Origin of the sequence: Stenotrophomonas mori (assembly GCF_023556335.1) — a bacterium.
GTDB classification, from domain to species: Bacteria; Pseudomonadota; Gammaproteobacteria; order Xanthomonadales; family Xanthomonadaceae; genus Stenotrophomonas; species Stenotrophomonas mori.
The window spans coordinates 1-18,246 of record NZ_JAIKTS010000002.1 but is presented as its reverse complement, the minus strand read 5'-3'; the positions used below and the strand labels follow the sequence as shown (position 1 = coordinate 18,246).

Annotated in this window: 16 protein-coding genes; 10 read left to right on the top strand and 6 right to left on the bottom strand. The window is 72.3% G+C overall.

The window, feature by feature from the left end:
- Window positions 1–147 precede the first annotated feature (147 nt).
- The 3 genes from accC to aroQ form a co-directional block, all read right to left on the bottom strand.
- Window positions 148–1,515 (bottom strand): acetyl-CoA carboxylase biotin carboxylase subunit, encoded by a 1,368-nt coding sequence (gene accC, locus K5L01_RS07745; protein WP_250063575.1) that lies wholly within the window; start codon window positions 1,513–1,515, stop codon window positions 148–150.
- Between the two features lie 10 nt (window positions 1,516–1,525).
- Window positions 1,526–2,002, bottom strand: coding sequence for an acetyl-CoA carboxylase biotin carboxyl carrier protein (gene accB, locus K5L01_RS07740; protein ID WP_250063573.1), 477 nt, complete (start codon window positions 2,000–2,002; stop codon window positions 1,526–1,528).
- A gap of 61 nt (window positions 2,003–2,063) precedes the next feature.
- Window positions 2,064–2,498 (bottom strand): type II 3-dehydroquinate dehydratase, encoded by a 435-nt coding sequence (gene aroQ, locus K5L01_RS07735; RefSeq protein WP_250063571.1) that lies wholly within the window; start codon window positions 2,496–2,498, stop codon window positions 2,064–2,066.
- 475 nt (window positions 2,499–2,973) lie between these two features.
- Between aroQ and K5L01_RS07730 the strand changes: the two genes are divergently transcribed.
- From K5L01_RS07730 to K5L01_RS07715, 4 genes are all read left to right on the top strand, one after another.
- Complete coding sequence (locus K5L01_RS07730) at window positions 2,974–3,309, top strand: hypothetical protein (protein WP_250063569.1); 336 nt, start codon at window positions 2,974–2,976, stop codon at window positions 3,307–3,309.
- A gap of 62 nt (window positions 3,310–3,371) precedes the next feature.
- Window positions 3,372–4,625 (top strand): TolC family protein, encoded by a 1,254-nt coding sequence (locus K5L01_RS07725; RefSeq protein WP_250063567.1) that lies wholly within the window; start codon window positions 3,372–3,374, stop codon window positions 4,623–4,625.
- Window positions 4,622–5,788, top strand: a complete 1,167-nt coding sequence (locus K5L01_RS07720; RefSeq protein ID WP_250063565.1) for an efflux RND transporter periplasmic adaptor subunit — start codon at window positions 4,622–4,624, stop codon at window positions 5,786–5,788. The genes K5L01_RS07725 and K5L01_RS07720 overlap by 4 nt, the downstream gene beginning before the upstream one ends.
- A 10-nt stretch (window positions 5,789–5,798) precedes the next feature.
- Window positions 5,799–9,008, top strand: a complete 3,210-nt coding sequence (locus tag K5L01_RS07715) for an efflux RND transporter permease subunit (RefSeq protein ID WP_250063563.1) — start codon at window positions 5,799–5,801, stop codon at window positions 9,006–9,008.
- Window positions 9,009–9,119: 111 nt separating this feature from the next.
- Here the strand turns inward: K5L01_RS07715 and K5L01_RS07710 are convergent, their stop codons facing one another.
- From K5L01_RS07710 to cutA, 3 genes are read right to left on the bottom strand one after another with little or no spacing between them, the layout of a single operon-like run.
- Entirely contained in the window at window positions 9,120–9,704 is a 585-nt protein-coding gene (locus K5L01_RS07710; RefSeq protein WP_250063561.1) for a TlpA family protein disulfide reductase, read from the bottom strand.
- 1 nt (window position 9,705) lies between these two features.
- On the bottom strand, window positions 9,706–12,054 hold the full coding sequence (locus tag K5L01_RS07705; protein ID WP_425603858.1) for a protein-disulfide reductase DsbD family protein: 2,349 nt from the start codon (window positions 12,052–12,054) through the stop codon (window positions 9,706–9,708).
- A complete protein-coding gene (gene cutA, locus K5L01_RS07700) occupies window positions 12,051–12,389 on the bottom strand; it encodes a divalent-cation tolerance protein CutA (protein ID WP_250064141.1) in 339 nt (112 codons plus the stop codon). The genes K5L01_RS07705 and cutA overlap by 4 nt, the downstream gene beginning before the upstream one ends.
- A 208-nt stretch (window positions 12,390–12,597) precedes the next feature.
- On the opposite strand from cutA, the gene K5L01_RS07690 reads away from it, so the two are divergent.
- The 6 genes from K5L01_RS07690 to K5L01_RS07665 all read left to right on the top strand — a co-directional run.
- The gene (locus K5L01_RS07690; RefSeq protein WP_425603872.1) at window positions 12,598–12,969 is read left to right on the top strand and encodes a type IV pilin protein; all 372 of its coding nucleotides are present in this window, start codon (window positions 12,598–12,600) and stop codon (window positions 12,967–12,969) included.
- Entirely contained in the window at window positions 12,969–13,442 is a 474-nt protein-coding gene (locus K5L01_RS07685) for a prepilin-type N-terminal cleavage/methylation domain-containing protein (RefSeq protein WP_250063559.1), read from the top strand. Before K5L01_RS07690 ends, K5L01_RS07685 begins: the two co-directional genes overlap by 1 nt.
- Entirely contained in the window at window positions 13,426–13,842 is a 417-nt protein-coding gene (locus K5L01_RS07680) for a type IV pilus modification PilV family protein (RefSeq protein ID WP_250063557.1), read from the top strand. The genes K5L01_RS07685 and K5L01_RS07680 overlap by 17 nt, the downstream gene beginning before the upstream one ends.
- Before the next feature lie 14 nt (window positions 13,843–13,856).
- Entirely contained in the window at window positions 13,857–14,510 is a 654-nt protein-coding gene (locus K5L01_RS07675) for a PilW family protein (protein ID WP_250063555.1), read from the top strand.
- Between the two features lie 20 nt (window positions 14,511–14,530).
- Window positions 14,531–16,801, top strand: a complete 2,271-nt coding sequence (locus K5L01_RS07670; RefSeq protein WP_250063553.1) for a hypothetical protein — start codon at window positions 14,531–14,533, stop codon at window positions 16,799–16,801.
- A 292-nt stretch (window positions 16,802–17,093) separates the two neighbouring features.
- A partial coding sequence (locus tag K5L01_RS07665; protein WP_250063551.1) for a DUF7507 domain-containing protein occupies window positions 17,094–18,246 on the top strand: 1,153 nt, incomplete at its 3' end.

Sequence of the window (18,246 nt, the reverse complement as noted above, 5' to 3'; positions counted from 1 at the left end):
GGCCGAATGCGCGCGCCAGGCCGGCACGGGCGCCTCCTGGGCGGCGATGGCGCCTTCCCGGCAATGTCCCGTCGCGCTCCTGCGCGGAAACGGAGGAAGGCGGGTGTCCCCGCCTTCTTCTTCCCTGCACCGCCGGCTGGCGCCGGCTCAGGTCAGTGCGATCGACTGGTTCTTGCGCTCGGCCAGGCGCTTTTCCAGGTAGTGGATGTTCTGTCCGCCGGCCTGGAAGCCCTTGTCGCGCATGATGCGCTGCTGCAGGGCGACGTTGGTCTTGATGCCGTCCACCACCATCTCGCTCAGCGCCACCCGCATGCGGGCGATGGCGGTGTCGCGGTCGGGGCCGTGCACGATCAGCTTGCCGATCATCGAGTCGTAGTTGGCCGGCACCCGGTAGCCGCCGTAGATGTGCGTGTCCACGCGCACGCCCGGGCCGCCCGGCGGGTAGAAGCCGGTGATGGTGCCGGGGGAGGGCAGGAACGTCTCCGGGTCCTCGGCGTTGATCCGGCATTCGATGGCATGGCCGTTGATCTTGATGTCGCTCTGCTTGATCGACAGCTTGTGCCCGGCGGCGATCTTCAGCTGCTCGGCGATCAGGTCGATGCCGGTGATCAGCTCGGTCACCGGATGCTCCACCTGGATGCGGGTGTTCATCTCGATGAAGTAGAAGCGGCCGTTCTCGAACAGGAACTCGAAGGTGCCGGCCCCGCGGTAGCCGATGCGGACGCAGGCCTCCACGCAGACCTTGCCGATCTGCTCGCGCAGCTCCGGGGTGATGCCCGGCGCCGGTGCTTCCTCCACCACCTTCTGGTGGCGGCGCTGCATCGAGCAGTCGCGTTCGCCCAGGTGGATGGCGTTGCCCTGGCCGTCGGCGAGGACCTGGATCTCCACGTGGCGCGGGTTCTCCAGGAACTTCTCCATGTAGACCATGTCGTTGCCGAACGCGGCCTTGGCTTCCTGCTTGGTGGTGGCCACGGCGTTGACCAGCGCGCCTTCGGTGTAGACCACGCGCATGCCGCGGCCGCCGCCGCCGCCGGCGGCCTTGACGATGACCGGGTAGCCGATCTCGCGCGCGATCTTGATGTTGGTCGCGGGGTCGTCGCCCAGCGGGCCGCCCGAGCCGGGCACGCAGGGCACGCCGGCGGCCTTCATCGCGCGGATCGCTTCCACCTTGTCGCCCATCAGGCGGATGGTGTCGGCCTTGGGGCCGATGAAGATGAAACCGGATTCCTCGACGCGTTCGGCGAAGTTGGCGTTCTCGGCCAGGAAGCCGTAGCCGGGATGGATGGCCTGGGCGTCGGTGACTTCGGCCGCGGCGATGATCGCCGGGATGTTGAGGTAGCTGTCCGTCGACGGAGCCGGGCCGATGCAGACCGACTCGTCGGCCATCGCCACGTGCTTGAGGTTGCGGTCGACGGTGGAATGCACCGCGACCGTGCGGATGCCCAGGGTGTGGCACGCGCGCAGGATGCGCAGCGCGATTTCACCGCGGTTGGCGATTACGACTTTGTCGAGCATGGCCGGCGCCTCAGGCGATCACGAACAGCGGCTGGTCGTACTCCACCGGGCTGCCGTTCTCGCCGAGGATGGCCACCACGGTGCCGGCGACTTCGGCCTCGATCGGGTTGAACATCTTCATCGCCTCGATGATCGCCAGCGTATCGCCGGCCTTGACGGTCTGGCCGACGCTGACGAAGGCCGGCTTGTCCGGCGCCGAGGAGGCGTAGAACGTGCCCACCATCGGTGCGCGCTGCACGTGGCCGTCCGGCAGTGCGTTGCCCGGCTTCGGGGTGCCGCCGGTGGCGGCCTCGACCGGCGAGCTCATCGGCATGGCCGGCGCTGCCGCCGGCGCCGCGGCGTAGACCGGCGCGGGGGCCGGTGCGGCGAAGCCGCCGACCGGGGTGCGCGACAGGCGCACGGACTCTTCGCCTTCCTTGATTTCGATCTCGGCCAGATTCGATTCTTCCAGCAGGTCGATCAGCTTCTTGATTTTGCGCAGGTCCATAAGGTGCCTCGTGGGTAGGATCGGCGGCGGCGCGCGGACGCGACGGCGCGGGGGTAGGGGCTCAGAGACGCCGCAGCGCGGCGTCCATGGCGTAACGGTAACTGTCCGCGCCGAAGCCGCAGATGACACCGGCGGCCTTGTCGCTGAGGTAGCTGTGTTGGCGGAACGGTTCGCGTGCGTGCGGGTTGGAGAGGTGGATCTCGATGAAGGGCAGGGCCACGGCGGCCAGTGCGTCGCGCAGCGCCACCGATGTATGGGTGAAGGCGGCCGGATTGATCAGGATGAAGGCGGTACCGTCCGTGCGCGCCGCCTGGATGCGGTCCACCAGCACATGCTCGGCGTTGGACTGCAGGCTCTCCAGTTCGTGCCCGGCAGCCTCGGCCTGGCGCAGCAGCGCCGCGTCGATGTCGGCCAGCGTGGCGTGGCCGTAGACCTCCGGTTCGCGCGTGCCGAGCAGGTTCAGGTTGGGGCCGTGGAGGACCAGCAGTCGTGCCATGTGCCAGCGTTGGAGGGGAAAGGGCGGCAGTCTGCGGGAACCGGGCAATGCTGTCCAGTTCGGCGAACTTGCCGGCGTTTCAATCGATTGCTTGAAAAGGTGCGGTGCCTGCGGCCATGGCCCGGCCTGGCGCCGGCTGCGGGGAACGGGCCGGCGGCGGCAGACGCCGCGGCCGCGGCCGCCAGGTCCTTCCCGGCAAGCCGGCCGCCAGGCGCAGGGTGCGCGCGGTCGAGGGTCGCGGGCTTCCGGCGGGGCCGCGCCGGCCCCGGCCGACACCCGCGCCAAACGCCCGCATGGCGCGCGGCGGCGGGCGGTATCGGAAGAGGCCCGCCGGCATCCGGACGGTGGCGGCACCCGTCCGCAAGGCATGGGCACGGGCGCTGCTGGCGGTTCCGCCCCCGGGTTACGGTCGCCGCCGGACGTGGCCGGGCATTGATATTGTATCCGCGCAGAACCGCTTGCTAGCCTCGCCGGCATGCTCCTGGCCTCCCGCAAGACCGTGCTCCACCTGCTGATGCTGCTGATGGCGGCCTTCGTGGTGGTGCCCGTGTCGGAGGCGTTCGCCTGCCTCGTCGAGCCCGACGCGGTGGCCGGGCAGGTGCAGGCCGATGCCGTCGATGCGGGTAGCCCGCACGATGCGGCCGCGGACGGTGCCTGCGGCCATGGCCACTGCCACCACTCCAGCCTCAGTCTTCCTGCCGAGCTGTCGCCGTCCCACGGCGAGCCGGCGCCCGCGGTGTGGGTCGCCACGCCCGGAACCGCGGCCCACGCCGTCGCGCTGGGCGGCCCCACGCGTCCTCCCCGGTCTTGATCTGAACCTGCCCCGCGGCGGTCGCCGCGGGTCCTGATTCCTTTTCGATTCCGGAACTTCCTATGTCGACTGTCCCTGGTCGGCCGCTGCGTGCGGCCGGGCTGGCCGTCGCCGTGTTGCTGGGCCTGGCCCCGGCGATGCCGGCGGCGGCGCAAGCCGCCCCGTCCTACGACACCCTGCTTGAACGCCTGGACCAGCTGCCCGGCACCCGCGAGGGTGCGGCACTGGCCGACGCCGCCGCTGCGCGCGCCGACCAGGCCCGTGCGCTGCCCAATCCCACCCTGTCCTGGTCCACCGAGAACGCCTGGGGCAGCGGCGCCTATGCCGGCCTGGACAAGGCCGAGACCGTACTCACCCTGTCCCAGCCACTGGAGGTCTGGGGCCAGCGGGGCGCGCGCGTCCGTGCCGCCCGGGCCGAGGCGCAGGCCGCCGGCCTGCGCGGCGCGCAGGGCCGCAGCGATGTCGCCGGGCAGTTGGCCGCGGTCTACGCGGAGGCGGAAGCCGCGCTGCGTCGTCATGCCCTGGCCGACGAGGTGTTGGCGCTGACCCGCGCCGATGCCGACGCCGTCGAGGCGATGGTCGCGCAGGGCCGCGAACCACGCCTGCGTGCGGTGCAGGCGCGCAGCGACGTGGCCAACGCCGCTGCCATGCGCGAGGAGGCGCAGGCCTTCCGCGATGCCGCCCTGGCCCGCCTGGCCGGCACCGCGCTGCTGGATGGGCCGGTGCGCGCGATCGACGGCAGCCTGCTCGACCGCACCCCGCCCCTGCCGCGCGGCGCGGGCGGTGTGGCCCTGGCCGTACGCATCGCCGAAGCCGAGACCGAGGCCGCCACCCGGCAGATCGAGGTGGCACGCAAGCGCGCGCTGCCCGACCTCAGCGTCACCGCTGTGCAGACCCGGTTCCGCGAGGAGCGCGAACGCGCCTACACGCTGGGCATCAGCCTTGGTCTGCCGCTGTTCGACCGCAACGCCGGCGGTGTCCGGGCCGCGCATGCCGAGCGCCGCGCGGCCGAGGCGCGGCTGGACCGGCAGCGCCGCGACAGCGGCGCCGATCGGCTGGCGGCGCTGGCGGCGCTGGCGGCGGCCGGCAGCCGTACCCGGGCGGCCGATGAAAGCGTGGTCGCCGCCGAAGAGGCGTACCGCCTGGCGCGCGTCGGCGTCGATGCCGGGCGCATCTCGCAGCTGGAACTGCGCAGCACGCGCAGCGCCCTCATCGCCGCCCGCGCCGCCGCCGTGGATGCGCGCCTGTCGCGCGTCGGCGCCGAAATCGCTCTTGCGCGCCTTGAAGGGCGCGCACCCTTTGTGGAGGCCCCATGATCCTGTCCCGTTCTTTCCCCCTGGCCGGCGGCGTGCTGCTGGCCGTGCTCCTGGGCGGCTGCGCCGGCAATGCGCAGCCGCCGGAACCGGCCGCTGCCACGGCCGCAGACGATGACGGCCACGGCCATGCCGCCGATGCCGATGCCGATGCCGATGAAGGCGTGGTGCAGCTGACCCCGGAACAGATCAAGGCGTCCGGTATCGAGGTGGTCGCTATCGGTCGCGGTGGTGGCGGTTCGACCCGCCTGTCCGGCCGGGTCGAGCCGGCGGTGGGGGCGCGCGCCTCGGTGGCCGCCGCCGTGGCCGGCCGTGTCGAACGCGTGCTGGTCGCGCCGGGCACCCCGGTGACGCAGGGCCAGGCGCTGGCCATCGTGGTCAGCGGCGAGGCCGCGGTGTTCCGCGCCGACGCCCTGGCCGCGTCGGCCGAGGCCGAGGCCGCGCGCCTGGCCCATGGCCGCGACAGGGCGCTGGTGGAGCAGGGCGTGGTCGCCCGCCAGGAGCTGGAAGCATCGCGCGCACGCGCGCTGGCGGCGCAGGCCCGGGCCGCTGCGGCACAGGCCCAGGTGGCCGCCAGCGGCGCGCCCGATGCCGGCGGCCGTGTGCGCATCACCAGCCCGCTGGCCGGCATCGTCGGCAACGTGCAGGTCACGCCGGGGGCCGTGGTCGCCGCCGGCAGCGCGGTGGCCGACGTCGCCGATCCGGCGATGAACGAACTGGTGTTCACCGCACCGCCGGCGCTGGCCGCGCAGGTCGCACCGGGCATGACCCTGGAGGTGAGCGTGCCGGGCGGCGGCTTCACCGCCACCGTCACCGGTTCGGCCGCCGACGTCCGCCAGCAGGGCGGCGTCGCGGTGATCCGTGCCACGCCGCTGGAGGCCGCGTTGCCGCCGGCCGGCTCGCCGGCATCGGCGGTGGTGGTCACCGAAGGCCGGGACGGTTCGCTCAGCGTGCCCGCCGATGCCCTGCAGAACGTCGACGGCCGCAGTGCGGTGTTCGTGGCCGTCGAGGGCGGCTTCAAGGTGCAGCCGGTACTGGCCGGGCGGCGTGCCGGCGACCGCGTTGAGGTGCTCGCCGGGCTGACCGGCGAAGAACGCATTGCCGCTGCCAACGCCTTCCTGCTCAAGGCCGAGCTGGCCAAGGGCGAAGCCGAGCACGGCCACTGAGGAGGCGACCATGTTCAAGCTGATCATCGAAGCCGCGGTGCGCTTCCGCTGGCTGGTGGTGTTCCTGGCGGCGCTGGTCGCGGCCTGGGGCCTGTACCAGCTCGGCAGGCTGCCGATCGACGCGGTACCGGACATCACCAACCGCCAGGTGCAGATCAACATCGTGGCGCCGGCGCTGACGCCGGAACAGATCGAACGGCAGGTGACCTTCCCGCTGGAGACTGCGCTGGCCGGCATTCCCGGGCTGACCACCACCCGTTCGCTGTCGCGCAACGGGTTCTCGCAGGTCACCGCGATCTTCACCGACGCGACCGACCTCTACTTCGCCCGCCAGCAGGTGGCCGAGCGCATGCGCGAGGCCGCCGACGACCTGCCCGACGGCACCTCGCCGCTGCTGTCGCCGGTCACCACCGGGCTCGGCGAGGTACTGATGTGGACGGTGGACTTCACCGCGTTCGATCCGGCCAGGCTGGCCAGGCCCGGCGATGCCGGCTGGCAGGCCGGCGAGGTCTACCGCACGCCGGAAGGCGACCTGCTGCGCACGCCGGAAGAGCGCGCCACCTACCTGCGTACCGTGCAGGACTGGATCATCGCGCCGCAGATGCGCTCCAGCCCGGGGCTGGCCGGCGTGGACACCATCGGTGGCTACGTGAAGGAATACGCGGTGCATCCGGACAGCGCCCGGCTGGCCGCGCAGGGTCTGGGCCTGGCCGATCTGGTCACCGCCCTGCAGCGCGCCAACGTGCAGGCCGGTGCCGGCTTCGTGCAGCGCGCCGGCGAAGGCCTGGTGGTGCGCGCCGATGGCCTGGCGTTGACCACCGACGATCTTGCGCAGGCGCCGGTGGCCACCCGCGATGGCGTGGTGGTGCGCGTGGCCGATGTCGCCGACGTGGCCCTGGGCCGCGCGCCGCGGCTGGGCGCGGCCAGCCGCAACGGCCATGAAGCCGTGCTCGGCACCGCGCTGATGATCGCCGGCGGCAACAGCCGCACCGTGGCCCAGGCCGCCGCCGCGCGGCTGGCGCAGGTCAATGCCTCGCTGCCGGCGGACATCGTGGCGGTACCGGTGCTGGACCGCAGCGAGCTGGTCAACGCGACCATCAGGACCGTGGCCAGGAACCTCACCGAGGGCGCATTGCTGGTGGTCGCGGTGCTGTTCCTGCTGCTGGGCAACCTGCGCGCGGCGGCGATCACCGCGCTGGTGATCCCGCTGTCGTTCCTGTTCGCGGTGATCGGCATGAACCGCTTCGGCATCAGCGGCAACCTGATGAGCCTGGGCGCGCTGGACTTCGGCATCCTGGTGGACGGCGCGGTGATCGTGATCGAGTCCACGCTGCTGATGCTGGGCCAGCGCCGCGCCGAGCTGGGGCGTGCGTTGACCGCGATGGAGCGCCTGCGCGTGGCCGCCGAGTCGGCGCGCGGGATGGCGCGTCCGGCGGCGTTCGGGCAGCTGATCATCCTGCTGGTGTTCGCGCCGATCCTCACCCTGGAAGGCGTGGAGGGCAAGACCTTCCACCCGATGGCGGCCACCTTCATGCTGGCCCTGGTCGGCGCCTTCATCTTCTCCTTCACTTTCGTGTCGGCGATGGCCGCACTGCTGGTGCGCGAGCCGAAGCCGCGGAGCGGCGGTGCGCATGCCGACGACGGCGGGCACGAAACGATGCTGATCCGCCTGCTGCGCGCGCGCATCGAACCGGCGATCCGTACGGCCGTGGCGCATCCGCGCACGGTGCTGGCCGGCGTGCTGGTGATGGTGGGGGTCGGGGCCGGCGCGTTCTCGCTGCTGGGGCGCGAGTTCATGCCGACGCTGGACGAGGGCAACGTGGCCATGCAGGCCCTGCGCGTGCCGTCCACCTCGCTGGAGCAGTCGCTGGCGATGCAGCTGGCACTGGAGACAGCCATCGCGACGCAGCCGGAAGTGGCGACCGTGTTCTCGCGCACGGGTACCGCCGAAGCGGCGCTGGACCCGATGCCGACCAACATCTCCGACAGCGTGATCATGCTGAAGCCGCGCAAGGACTGGCCCGATCCGAAGCTGGGCAAAGAGGCACTGGTGGCGCGCTTCGAGAAACTGGCAGGGCAGCAGCTGGGCAACAGCTTCGAGTTCAGCCAGCCGATCGAGCTGCGCTTCAACGAACTGATCTCCGGGGTGCGCACCGACCTGGCGGTGATGGTCTTCGGCGACGACTTCGAACAGCTGCGGAAGGTCGCCGACCAGGTGGCGATGAAGCTGCGCGCGGTGGACGGCGCGGCCGACGTGCGGGTGGAGCAGGTCGCCGGCCTGCCCACCCTCAACGTGAAGATCGACCACCTGGCCGCGGCACGGTACGGGTTGACCGCCGCGGACGTCAGCGAAGCGCTGGCCACCGGCATCGGCGGCACCGCCGCCGGCAAGGTCTTCGAGGGCGACCGCCGCTTCAACGTGGTGGTGCGGCTGGACGATGCCGCGCGCAGCGATCCGGACCAGCTGGCCGCGTTGCCGGTCGCCACGCCGGCCGGATGGACGGTGCCGCTGTCGTCGGTGGCGCGCATCGCCGTCAGTGAAGGGCCGAACCAGATCAGCCGCGACAACGGCAGCCGCCGGGTGGTGGTGCAGGCCAATGTGCGCGGCCGTGACCTGGGCGGGTTCGTGGCCGAGGCGCAGGCCGCGGTGGCGGGGGTGGCGCTGCCGGCGGGGGCCTACCTGGCCTGGGGTGGGCAGTTCGAGAACCTGCAGCGTGCGGAGAAGCGGCTGGCGACGGTGGTGCCGGTGGTGTTCCTGCTGATCGCCAGCCTGCTGGTGATGGCGCTGCGCAGCGGCAGGGAGGCCGCGCTGGTGTTCAGCTGCGTGCCGCTGGCGCTGGTCGGCGGCCTGCTGGCGCTGCTGCTGCGCGGCATGCCGTTCTCGGTGTCGGCGGCGGTCGGCTTCATCGCCGTCTCCGGCGTGGCGACCCTGAACGGCCTGGTGCTGATGCAGGCGATCCGCGAGCGGCTGGAGGCCGGCGACCCGCCGCTGCCGGCGGCCATCAACGGCGCCGCCAGTCGCCTGCGCGCGGTGCTGACCACGGCACTGGTGGCGATCGTCGGCTTCCTCCCGATGGCGATCGCCAGCGGTTCCGGCGCGGAAGTGCAGAAGCCGCTGGCGACGGTGGTGATCGGCGGCCTGCTCACCGCGACCGCGCTGACCCTGCTGGTGCTGCCGGCATTCGCCGCGCGCGTGGCCAGGCCGCGCGCGCGGGACTGAGGGGCCGGCGCGGCGCCGGACGGAACCGCCTGCCGCCGCACCCGGGAGCTTCGCCGGGCGCGGCGGCGGCCGTGCAGGGACGGTGGTGGTGCCTGCGCCGGCGCCGTCCGCTCAGGGCGTGGCCGGTGCCGGCCGCGGATCCGCCGGCGCGGCCCAGTGCTCGATCTCGCCGGCCTTGAACGGCCCCAGCTTCTGCTTGCGCACCCGGCCCTGGGCATCGACCAGGAGGCTGTACGGCAGCAGTCCCCGGGTGTTGCCGAGCGCGACGCTGGCGTCGCGGGGGCCGGGCGTGTCGAGCACGATCGGATAGCCCACCGGCACCCGCTGCAGGAACCCGCGCACCGCATCGGCACTGTCCAGCGCCAGCCCGACCACCTGTGGGCCGGTGTCGTCCTGGAGCGCGGCGAAGCGCGCCAGCTCGGGCATTTCCTCGACGCAGGGCGCGCACCAGCTCGCCCAGACATTGATCAGCAGGGGCCGCCCGGCGAACTGCCCGGGGAACTGCACCAGGGTGCCGTCCAGGTCGGGCAGGGCGAAGTGCGGCATGGGCGCGCCGGGGGCCAGTGCCGGGGCCACGGCACTGTCGGTGTCGGTCATCGCCGCGTGCGCCGGGGCCGGCGGGCGGCTCAGCCACGCGCCGGCGGCGAGCCCGGCCGCCGCCGCGAGTCCTGCCACCCACCACGACGCGCGGCGCATGTCAGCGGGCCGCGCGCAGCAGCGCGTCCTCGACCACCGAATGGGTCAGCACCGTCGGCAGCACCCGTGGCGGCGCGCCGGGCCCGTACACCACGTACAGCGGGACGCCGACCGCCTTGTGCTTTTCCAGGAAGGCGCTGATCTGCGGGTCGACATTGGTCCAGTCGCCGCGCATGTACACCGCGTCCACGCGCTTGAGGGTGTCGCGGAACGCGTCGCGGTCGAGCACGTTGCGTTCGTTGGCCTTGCAGGTGACGCACCAGTCGGCGGTCATGTTGACGAACACCACGCGGTTGTCGGCACGCAGCCGGTCCAGCAGTTCCGGCGAGTAGGCCTGGGTGCCTTCGCTGGCGCTGCGTGCCGGGGTCTCCATGCGGGTCACGCCCCACACCGGGACCAGCGCCAGCAGGATCAGCAGGCCGCCCAGGGCCATGCCGATGCGGCGGCTGTGCCAGCGGCTGCGGTCGAACCACCACAGGCCCAGCGCCAGCACCGTGCCGCCGCCCAGCAGCAGCGCCGCCGCGTCCATGCCGCGCTGCTTGCCCAGCACCCACAGCAGCCAGACCGCGGTCAGGTACATCGGGAAGGCCAGCACCTGCTTGAAGGTCTCCATCCACGGGCCGGGCTTGGGCAGGCGCCGGGCCAGTGCCGGCACGAAGCCGATCACCAGGAACGGCAGCGCCAGCCCGAGGCCCAGTGTCAGGAACACCAGCATGGCCATCGCCGGCGGAGCGGTGAAGGCGTAGCCCAGCGCCGGCCCCATGAACGGTGCGATGCACGGGCTGGCGACCACGCAGGCCAGCACGCCGGTGAAGAAGTCGCCCGTCGCCCCCTGGCGGTTGGCCAGCGATTGCCCGAGCCCGCCCAGCGTGCTGCCGAGCGTGAACACCCCGGACAGGCTCAGGCCGACGGCGAACATCAGGTACACGAGGGCGGCGATGAACCAGGAATGCTGCAGCTGGAAGCCCCAGCCGGCGGCCTGGCCGGCGGCGCGCAGTGCCAGCACCAGGGCGCCGATGGCGGCGAACGCGGTGAGCACGCCCAGCGTGTACCACAGCGCGTGGCGGCGGGCGTGCTGGCGGCTTGCGCCGCTCTGCACCAGGCCCAGCACCTTCAGCGACAGTACCGGCAGCACGCAGGGCATCAGGTTGAGGACCAGGCCGCCGGCCAGGGCCAGCAGCAGGATCCATCCCAGCGGATCGGAGCTGCCGGCGGCCGCGGGCGGCTGGCTGCGGCGCGGGTTCTCGGCCGAGGCATCGGGGCTGGCCTGCAGCGCGGGGTCGTCGATGCCGTTGGCGCGCACCACCAGCGGGGTCGGCGCGCCGGGATCGGTGGCGGCGGGCGTCGGCGTGGCGTCGTCGGCCTGGCCGCTGGGCAGCGGCGGGATGACCAGCGAGGCGACGGCCGCTTCGTTGCTGGGCGACACCTGCCCGGCCGGCAGCGCGAGCCGGACCCGGCGGGTCATCGGCGGGTAGCAGATGCCGTCGGTCTGGCAGCCCTGGAAGGTGACGACCAGGGTCGCGGGGCTGGCGTCGGTGCGTTCGCGGCGCAGGGGCAGCGGGACGTCGACCGGATCGAAGTACACCACCACGTTGCCGAAGTGCTCGTCGCGGTGCGAGGTGCCCGCCGGCCACTGCGGCTTGCCGGGGCGGATGCCGGAGGCGCCTTCCAGCGCCAGCGAGGTGCGGTCGCGGTACAGGTAGTACCCCGGCGCCGGCGAGAAGCGCAGCAGCAGGCGGTTGCCGTCATCGACCACCGCTTCGAAGCCGAAGGCCTGTTCCGAGGGCAGCGGCAGGCGCTGCGCGCCGTCGGCGCCGGGCAGGGTGAGGCCGCCGCCGTCGGCGCGCGCCAGCGGGTTGAACATCGGGGCGCCGCCGCCGCTGCTCCCTCCGCTGCCGCTGGCCGCCGCGGCGGCGCCGGGCAGGACGACGTCCACGGTGCGCTTCTGCGGCGGGTAGCAGACGCCGGCGTCGGCGCAGCCCTGGTAGCGGATGTCCAGGGTCACCGTGCCGGTGGCGGCGTCGGCGCTGCCGGGCAGTACCGCCTTCAGCTGTTGCCGGTAGGTCTCGACATCGCCGAAGAACTCGTCATGGCTCTTCTCGCCGGCCGGCAGGCGCAGCTCGCCGGCCTCGAACCCCGGGCCGGCGACGACGCGGGTGCGGTGGCGGTACAGGTAGTAGCCCGGAGCGATGTCCCAGTGCAGTTCGATGCGGTCGCGTGCGGTCGCTTCGGCGCGCAGGGCGAAGGCCTCGTCCACCGGCAGCAGGTCTTTGTCGTCGATCGCCCAGGCCGGAAGGGCGCTGGCGGCGAGCAGGAGCAGGGGGGCGAAATAGTGCAGCAACCTCTTCAACGTGGGTCTTCCTCACGGGTCTGTGCCCGAATCCAGTCCAGGTACGCCGGCAGCCCGGCACTGGGGGTGAGCGCCAGGATCTCCGGCACTTCATAGGGGTGCAGCCGCTGGAGGGCGGCCGACAGCGCAGGCAGCCGATCCGCGCAGGTCTTGATCAGCAGCTGTACTTCCTCGGCCTGTTCCAGCTGTCCATGCCAGCGGTAGACAGACTGCATCGGCGGCAACAAGTTCACGCAGGCGGCCAGATTCCGCTCCACCAGGTGGCGGGCCAGCGCGTGTGCGGTTGCCGTATCGGGGCAGGTGCAGAAAACCAGCCGGGCGTCTTGGGCGTCCATATGACGGATTTTCGCAGAAATTGCGGGGTTCTTTTCCGATACGGTTGAAAGCACTTGACATCGTTGTCATGACTGGACAACGATTGCGCCCCGAAGTAGGGGCGGGATTTAGTGTGACCAATGCCGCTTTTACTTCTCGGGGGATGGCATCCAAGGGGGGAATGTCGTGGGTCGAAGGACTATCGGGGGTTTCACGCTGATCGAGGTGATGGTGGTGGTGGCGATCCTCGCCATCCTCGCGGCCATCGCTCTGCCGGCGTACGGGAACTATGTCGCGCGCAGCAAGACCCGCACCGCCCAGGCGGACCTGCGGGCCCTGTCGGCGGTGCTGGAGAACCATCGACAGCGCACGCTGGCGTATCCCGATGTCGTCGCCACCGACACCAGCGCGGTCCAGTCGGCATTTGCCGCCTGGACACCGGCCGCACGGGCGGGGGACTTCGGTTTCTCGGCCCGGGCCGACGGCAGCGGCTACGTCCTGACCGCCACGGGGGTGGGCGCCAGGCTCGAAGGCTGCACGTTGACGTTGGAGGATGCCGGTCCGCAGGCGCCGTCCGGCTGCCTGGTGGGGGATTGGTGATGCGACACCAGGGGGGTGTATCGCTCATCGAACTGATGGTGACCGTGGCGGTGATGGCGGTGCTGGCGGCTGCCGGCACCCCGTTCGCCCGGGGCTGGATGGACAGCAACCGTCAGATGCAGGCCCGCAACCTCGTCTGGGAGGGGGTATCCCAGGCGAGGGCGCTGGCCCTGCGCAATCCCGGGGCGGTCGCCGCCGGCGACGTGGCCGCATGGCTCGAGCGTCGCGGCGATGCCTTGCAGGTGAAAGTGACAGGAGGTCCGCAGGCGCCATGGAACGGCACCCTGCCCACCGGCACCACCACGCAGCTGGCCGACGACAGCGGCAACGCCGTCGGCGATCTCGCCTGCGTGGCGTTCGACAACCGCGGCAGCCAGGTGGCCGGCAGCGGCGACTGCGGCGGCGGAGCGGACCACCACCGCATCGCGATCGGGTTCGGCGACCAGGAGGCCCTGCATGTCGACCTGCTTTGAACGCCCGCGCGGCCAGCGCGGCGACATGATGCTCGAAGCGCTGGTGGCGGTGCTGATCACCAGCGTGATCGGCGCCGGCCTGGCGCACGTCGCCGCCAAGGTGATGAGCAGCCAGCACGATGCCAAGGTGGAGAACCTGGCGGTCGAGCGGCTGCGCAGCGAACTGCACAGCCATGGCGTGGCCCTGTGCGACGGCCGCGATGTCCGCATCGCGCTGCCGGCCGGGGATGCGCGGGTGGCGATCGCCTGCGAAAGCGCCTCGGCGAACGTCACCGTGGCCGGCGTGACCCACCCGGTGGACGCCCCGCAGCGGGTCGACCTGGCGGTTGCCGCCGGCGACCTGGGCCTGGGCGGCGCCGACGCGGACGACGCGGCACTGCTGCTGTCGACGAGGCAATGAACATGTGCCACTCGATGCCTCGCCCGCGCAGGGGGCAGTGCGGGCAGAGCCTGATCAGCATGATGGTCGGCCTGGTGATCTCGCTGATCACCATCGCCGCGATGCTGGTGCTCTACAAGACCATGGTGACGGTGTCGTCCGACGCCTCGCGCGCTGCCCTGCGCGACGGCCAGATGGCCGCCGGCCTGCTGGCCGCGCAGCTGGACCTGCAGGCCGCCGGGTTCGGGGTCGAGCCGGCGCCGGGCCTCGACGACCGGATCGCGCTGAGCGATGCCGGCCGGCAGGTGGTATGGCGCTACCTGCAGGACGGCGCGTCCGCCTGCGCCGGACTGCGGGTGGAGACCGCGGGGCTCTACCGCCTGCCGCCCAAGAGCTGCGACAGCGTCGCCGCGGTCGACTGGGACACGAACGAGCGCATGCCGATGGCGCTGATGCCGAAGAACCCCGACGGCAGCCTGTTCGAACTGGCCGGTGAGCGCGGCGGGATGTCGCTCGCCGGTGGCCATGTCTTCAGTCTCGAGCGCGCGGCCTGCCTGCCCTACATGCAGCAGGACGCCGCCACCCTGCCGGCCGTGCAGCGGGTGTCGCTCAAGCGCGTGGACGGCAGCGGCGAGCCGCTGTTCTCCGTGTGCCTGCCCAATCTGGCCGCGGCCGCGGTCCCGTCGTGATGCGCCAGGGGAGTCCACCCATGTCCAGGAATGGCCGTCGTTTCCATCCGCCGCGCCGGCAGCGCGGTGTCGCCACGCTGCTGATCGTGCTGGCGGTCGGCCTGGCGGTCTCGGTGACCGTCGCCGCCACCGTGTACTCGCTGCGCGGCGCGCAGTCGCGGCAGCTCACCACGCATTCGGCCACCGCCGCGCAGGCGGCGGCGTGGCGCGGCGTGGAGGCGCTGCGGCTGTACCTGCTGCAGGTGGACAAGGCGGTCTGGCCGGGATGGGTCGGCAGCGACACCAAGGCCGTGTCCGGCCTCGGCGCCCTGGGCGTGCGCGCGGCGACCATCACCGCGGTGGACGACCACGGCGGCGGACAGTACCGGGTCAGCGCCCGCGTCACCGGCGAGGCCGGACTGGGCAGCGCCCTGACCACCGCGACCCTGGATGTCGTCTACCAGGTGGCGCCGGGCAGCGGCGGCCCGGGCACGCCGCCGGTGTGCGCGTCGATGCCCGCCGCGCCGATGGTGTTCAACGGCGACCTGGAATACACCGGCGGCAACATGGACGTGGTCAACGCCACCGACTACGAGAACATCGTGGTGGCCGGCGACCTGCGCGTCACCGGCAACTCCGGCGCGCGCATCTCCGGCTGCGTGAAGGGCTCGGCCAACGTGTCCGGCGGCAGCCTCACCGCGAACGGCCACCTCTGGTCGGAGAACAACATCACCATCGGCGGCAGCATCCCCGCGGGCATCTCGCTGTGGGGGCGGAACGTGGACATGGGCAACGTCAGCGGCACCTCGGTGTCGCTGGTGCAGGCCGGCGGCTATGCGGTCCGCGTGCACGACGGCAGCGGGGCGGCCCTGGGCACCTCGGTCGTCGGCGGCCGGCTGCTGTCCGCGACCGGGCCGGTTCCGTGGACCCGTGGCGTCCTGCTGCCGGACCGCGGCAACGGCCTGATCGTCATCACCACCGCAGAGGGCAATCCCCCGGCGGTGCCGGCCACCCGGTTCCTGCTAGACCTCAACCACGCCGGGCTGGACATCGATCCCCAGACCGGCGCCGTCAGCGGCGTCGCCGCGGTGGCCGAGCGCCTCTCCGGTCCGGAAGACGCCCGGCTGCCCGACGTGCTGGCCTTCCAGGCGGTGTCGGTGGACGGCGGCCAGATCCGCCAGGGGGCCTTCGACCTGAGCGTGGACAAGCTGTGGGGCTACCACATCCCGCTGCTGGCACGTGGCCGCTATGCCCAGGTCTGGGCCGCCGGCAACCTCGAAACGCCGGGCGCCACCATCGCCGAACTGGTGGGCGGCGGCGGCGTCAAGCTGACCGGCTGGGAGTCGTTCGGCATCGGCCAGGGACGGATCGCCGGCGGCTTCAGCACCACCACCGCGCCGCAGCCGGCCACGCTGCAGGACAACGTGGCCGGCACCAGCCCGGGCCTGCCGGGCGTCAAGTGGTGCGATGCGCGGGTCAAGCCGCTCAAGGCCAGCGACTTCCTGGCCATGGCGAACTATGTGTTCCAGCGCGACGCGGAAGGCCGCGCGTACCTGACCATCCGCAACGTCAAGCGCGCCGACGGAACCGCCATCGACGGTGTCTATCCGCTCGCCGACCCGACGCCCGCGCAGCGGACGCTCCTGCAGCAGCTGATGACCTGCAGCTACGGCAACGACAAGGGCTGCCTGAACGTCGGCCAGAGTGCCGGCCAATGGCGCCTGGACGGCGTCACGCAGATGCCGCCGGGGGTGCTCTGGTTCGATGCCGGCCTGCAGGTCAGCGGCAACGCCACCGAACTGGTCAACACCCTGATCAGCGCCGGCAGCGTGAGCCTGCCCAACAGCGGGGCTTCGCTGGCACTGACCGCGCCCAACCATGCCGGTGCGGCACGTACCTGCGGCGGGGCCTTCTATCCTTCCAACCTGTGCGCCAGCCCGAGCGCGCTGGTGACCTGGGAGGATCCGGCCAACCCGGACGCCTTCGGCAATCCGCGGGTGCATACCGGCCTGCCCGTGGCCAACACCGGCGTTATCGCCGAGAAGAACCTGGCCGCCGCCGGCTGGCTGATCAAGGGTAGCGTGCTGCTGGGCGAGACCCTGAGCACCAGCGGCGCCATGGTCACCATCCACGGCAACCTGACCGTGGGCAGCAACGCCACCGCCAACACGGTGATCTCCGCGGGCGGAGTCACCGTGGACGTGGGCTCGGCCAACGGCAGCCTGGAGCTGATCCCGCTGTGCAGCGGCGGCAGCGAATCCACGCCCACTGCACCGGCGAGCGCGTCGGTGCTCTGGTCGCGCTACATCTGACCCCGGAGCCGCGGCATGTCGTCCTGTGCGAACCGTTTCCGTTGCCGCCCGGCCCTCGCCGGGGAGCGGCGTGCATCGCCGGCGGATCCGGGAGCGGCGCCGGGGGAGGGCCGGTGGCCGTCGAAGACCGGTGGGGTGGCGGCACACCGCTGATCCGGGCCGGCAGCGCGGCGCCATAACGCAACGAAACAACCCGGACCTTCCCGGACCGTGCCTCGGGCGCGGCGGGAGCGCCCGGAAATCATCGCCGTACGCCCCCGGGCGTGCGAGCAGGTAGTCCTTGGGGAGTGTCATGAATCTGTTCCGCCAGAGTTCCCGCCGCACCACCGGCACCGCCGTGGTGCTCCGACCCGTGTTGCCGCGCGCCGTGTCCGGTTGGCTGGCGCGTACCGCCATCGCGGTGCTGCTCGCCGCCTCGGCGTCCTGGCCGGTCCAGGCGCAGACCACGGTGCAGAACACCGCCACGGTCGCGCCGCCCGCAGGGACCACCAACCGTGGCGTGGCGTGCGCCGCGGCCGGCGGCAGCTTCACCCAGGGCGATGGCGTCTGCAGCGCGTCCGTCGTCATCCCGGTGAACGCCGGCGCACCGGAACTGGAACTGGAGAAGAGCGCCCCGGCGACCGCGCCGCGCGGGACCGTCTTCGACTACACGATCACCCTGCACAACCGCGGCACCGCGGCGACCACGGCCGAAGCGGTCGTGACCGACACCGTTCCCGAGGGGCTGACGATCACCACGCCGGTCACCGGCTGCAGCGTCGCCGGGCAGACGGTGACCTGCGCGGTGGCGCAGGGCCTGGCGGCCGGCGACAGCGCGGTGTTCACGCTGTCGGTGACCGCGACCGCCCAGGCCGGTGCCCGCGTGGAAAACCGTGCGCGCGTGACCGGCGGGGGCGATCCGGCCTGCACCGCCGCCGCCCCGTGCGACAGCCCGACGGTGACCACGCTGCTGCTGGCGGTCGAGGCGACCGACGACGATGCGGGCAACACTCCGAAGACCACGCCGGTGACCACCTCGGTCCTCGACAATGACAGCGCGGTCAACGGCACCCTGGATCCGGGCAGCGTGACGGTGACCGTGCCGTCGGCGCATGGCACCACCCAGGTCGACGCCACGACGGGCCGGATCACCTTCACGCCGGCCACCGGCTTCAGCGGGACCACCACGTACACCTATGAGGTGTGCCTGGCCGCACCGCACGGGGCGGTCTGCGACACCGCGGTGGTGACGGTGACGGTCGATCCCATGCCCGCACTGGAGCTGGAGAAGACGGTGAGCTCGACCGGCCCGTACGGCCTGGGCGACACGATCACCTATGCCTTCGAGCTGAAGAACAGCGGCGACGTGGCGCTGAGCGGCGTGACGGTGCTCGATGCCCTGGCCGGCCTGAGCCCGGTGACCTGCCCGTCGACGACGCTGGCGGCCGGTGCCGCGATGACCTGCA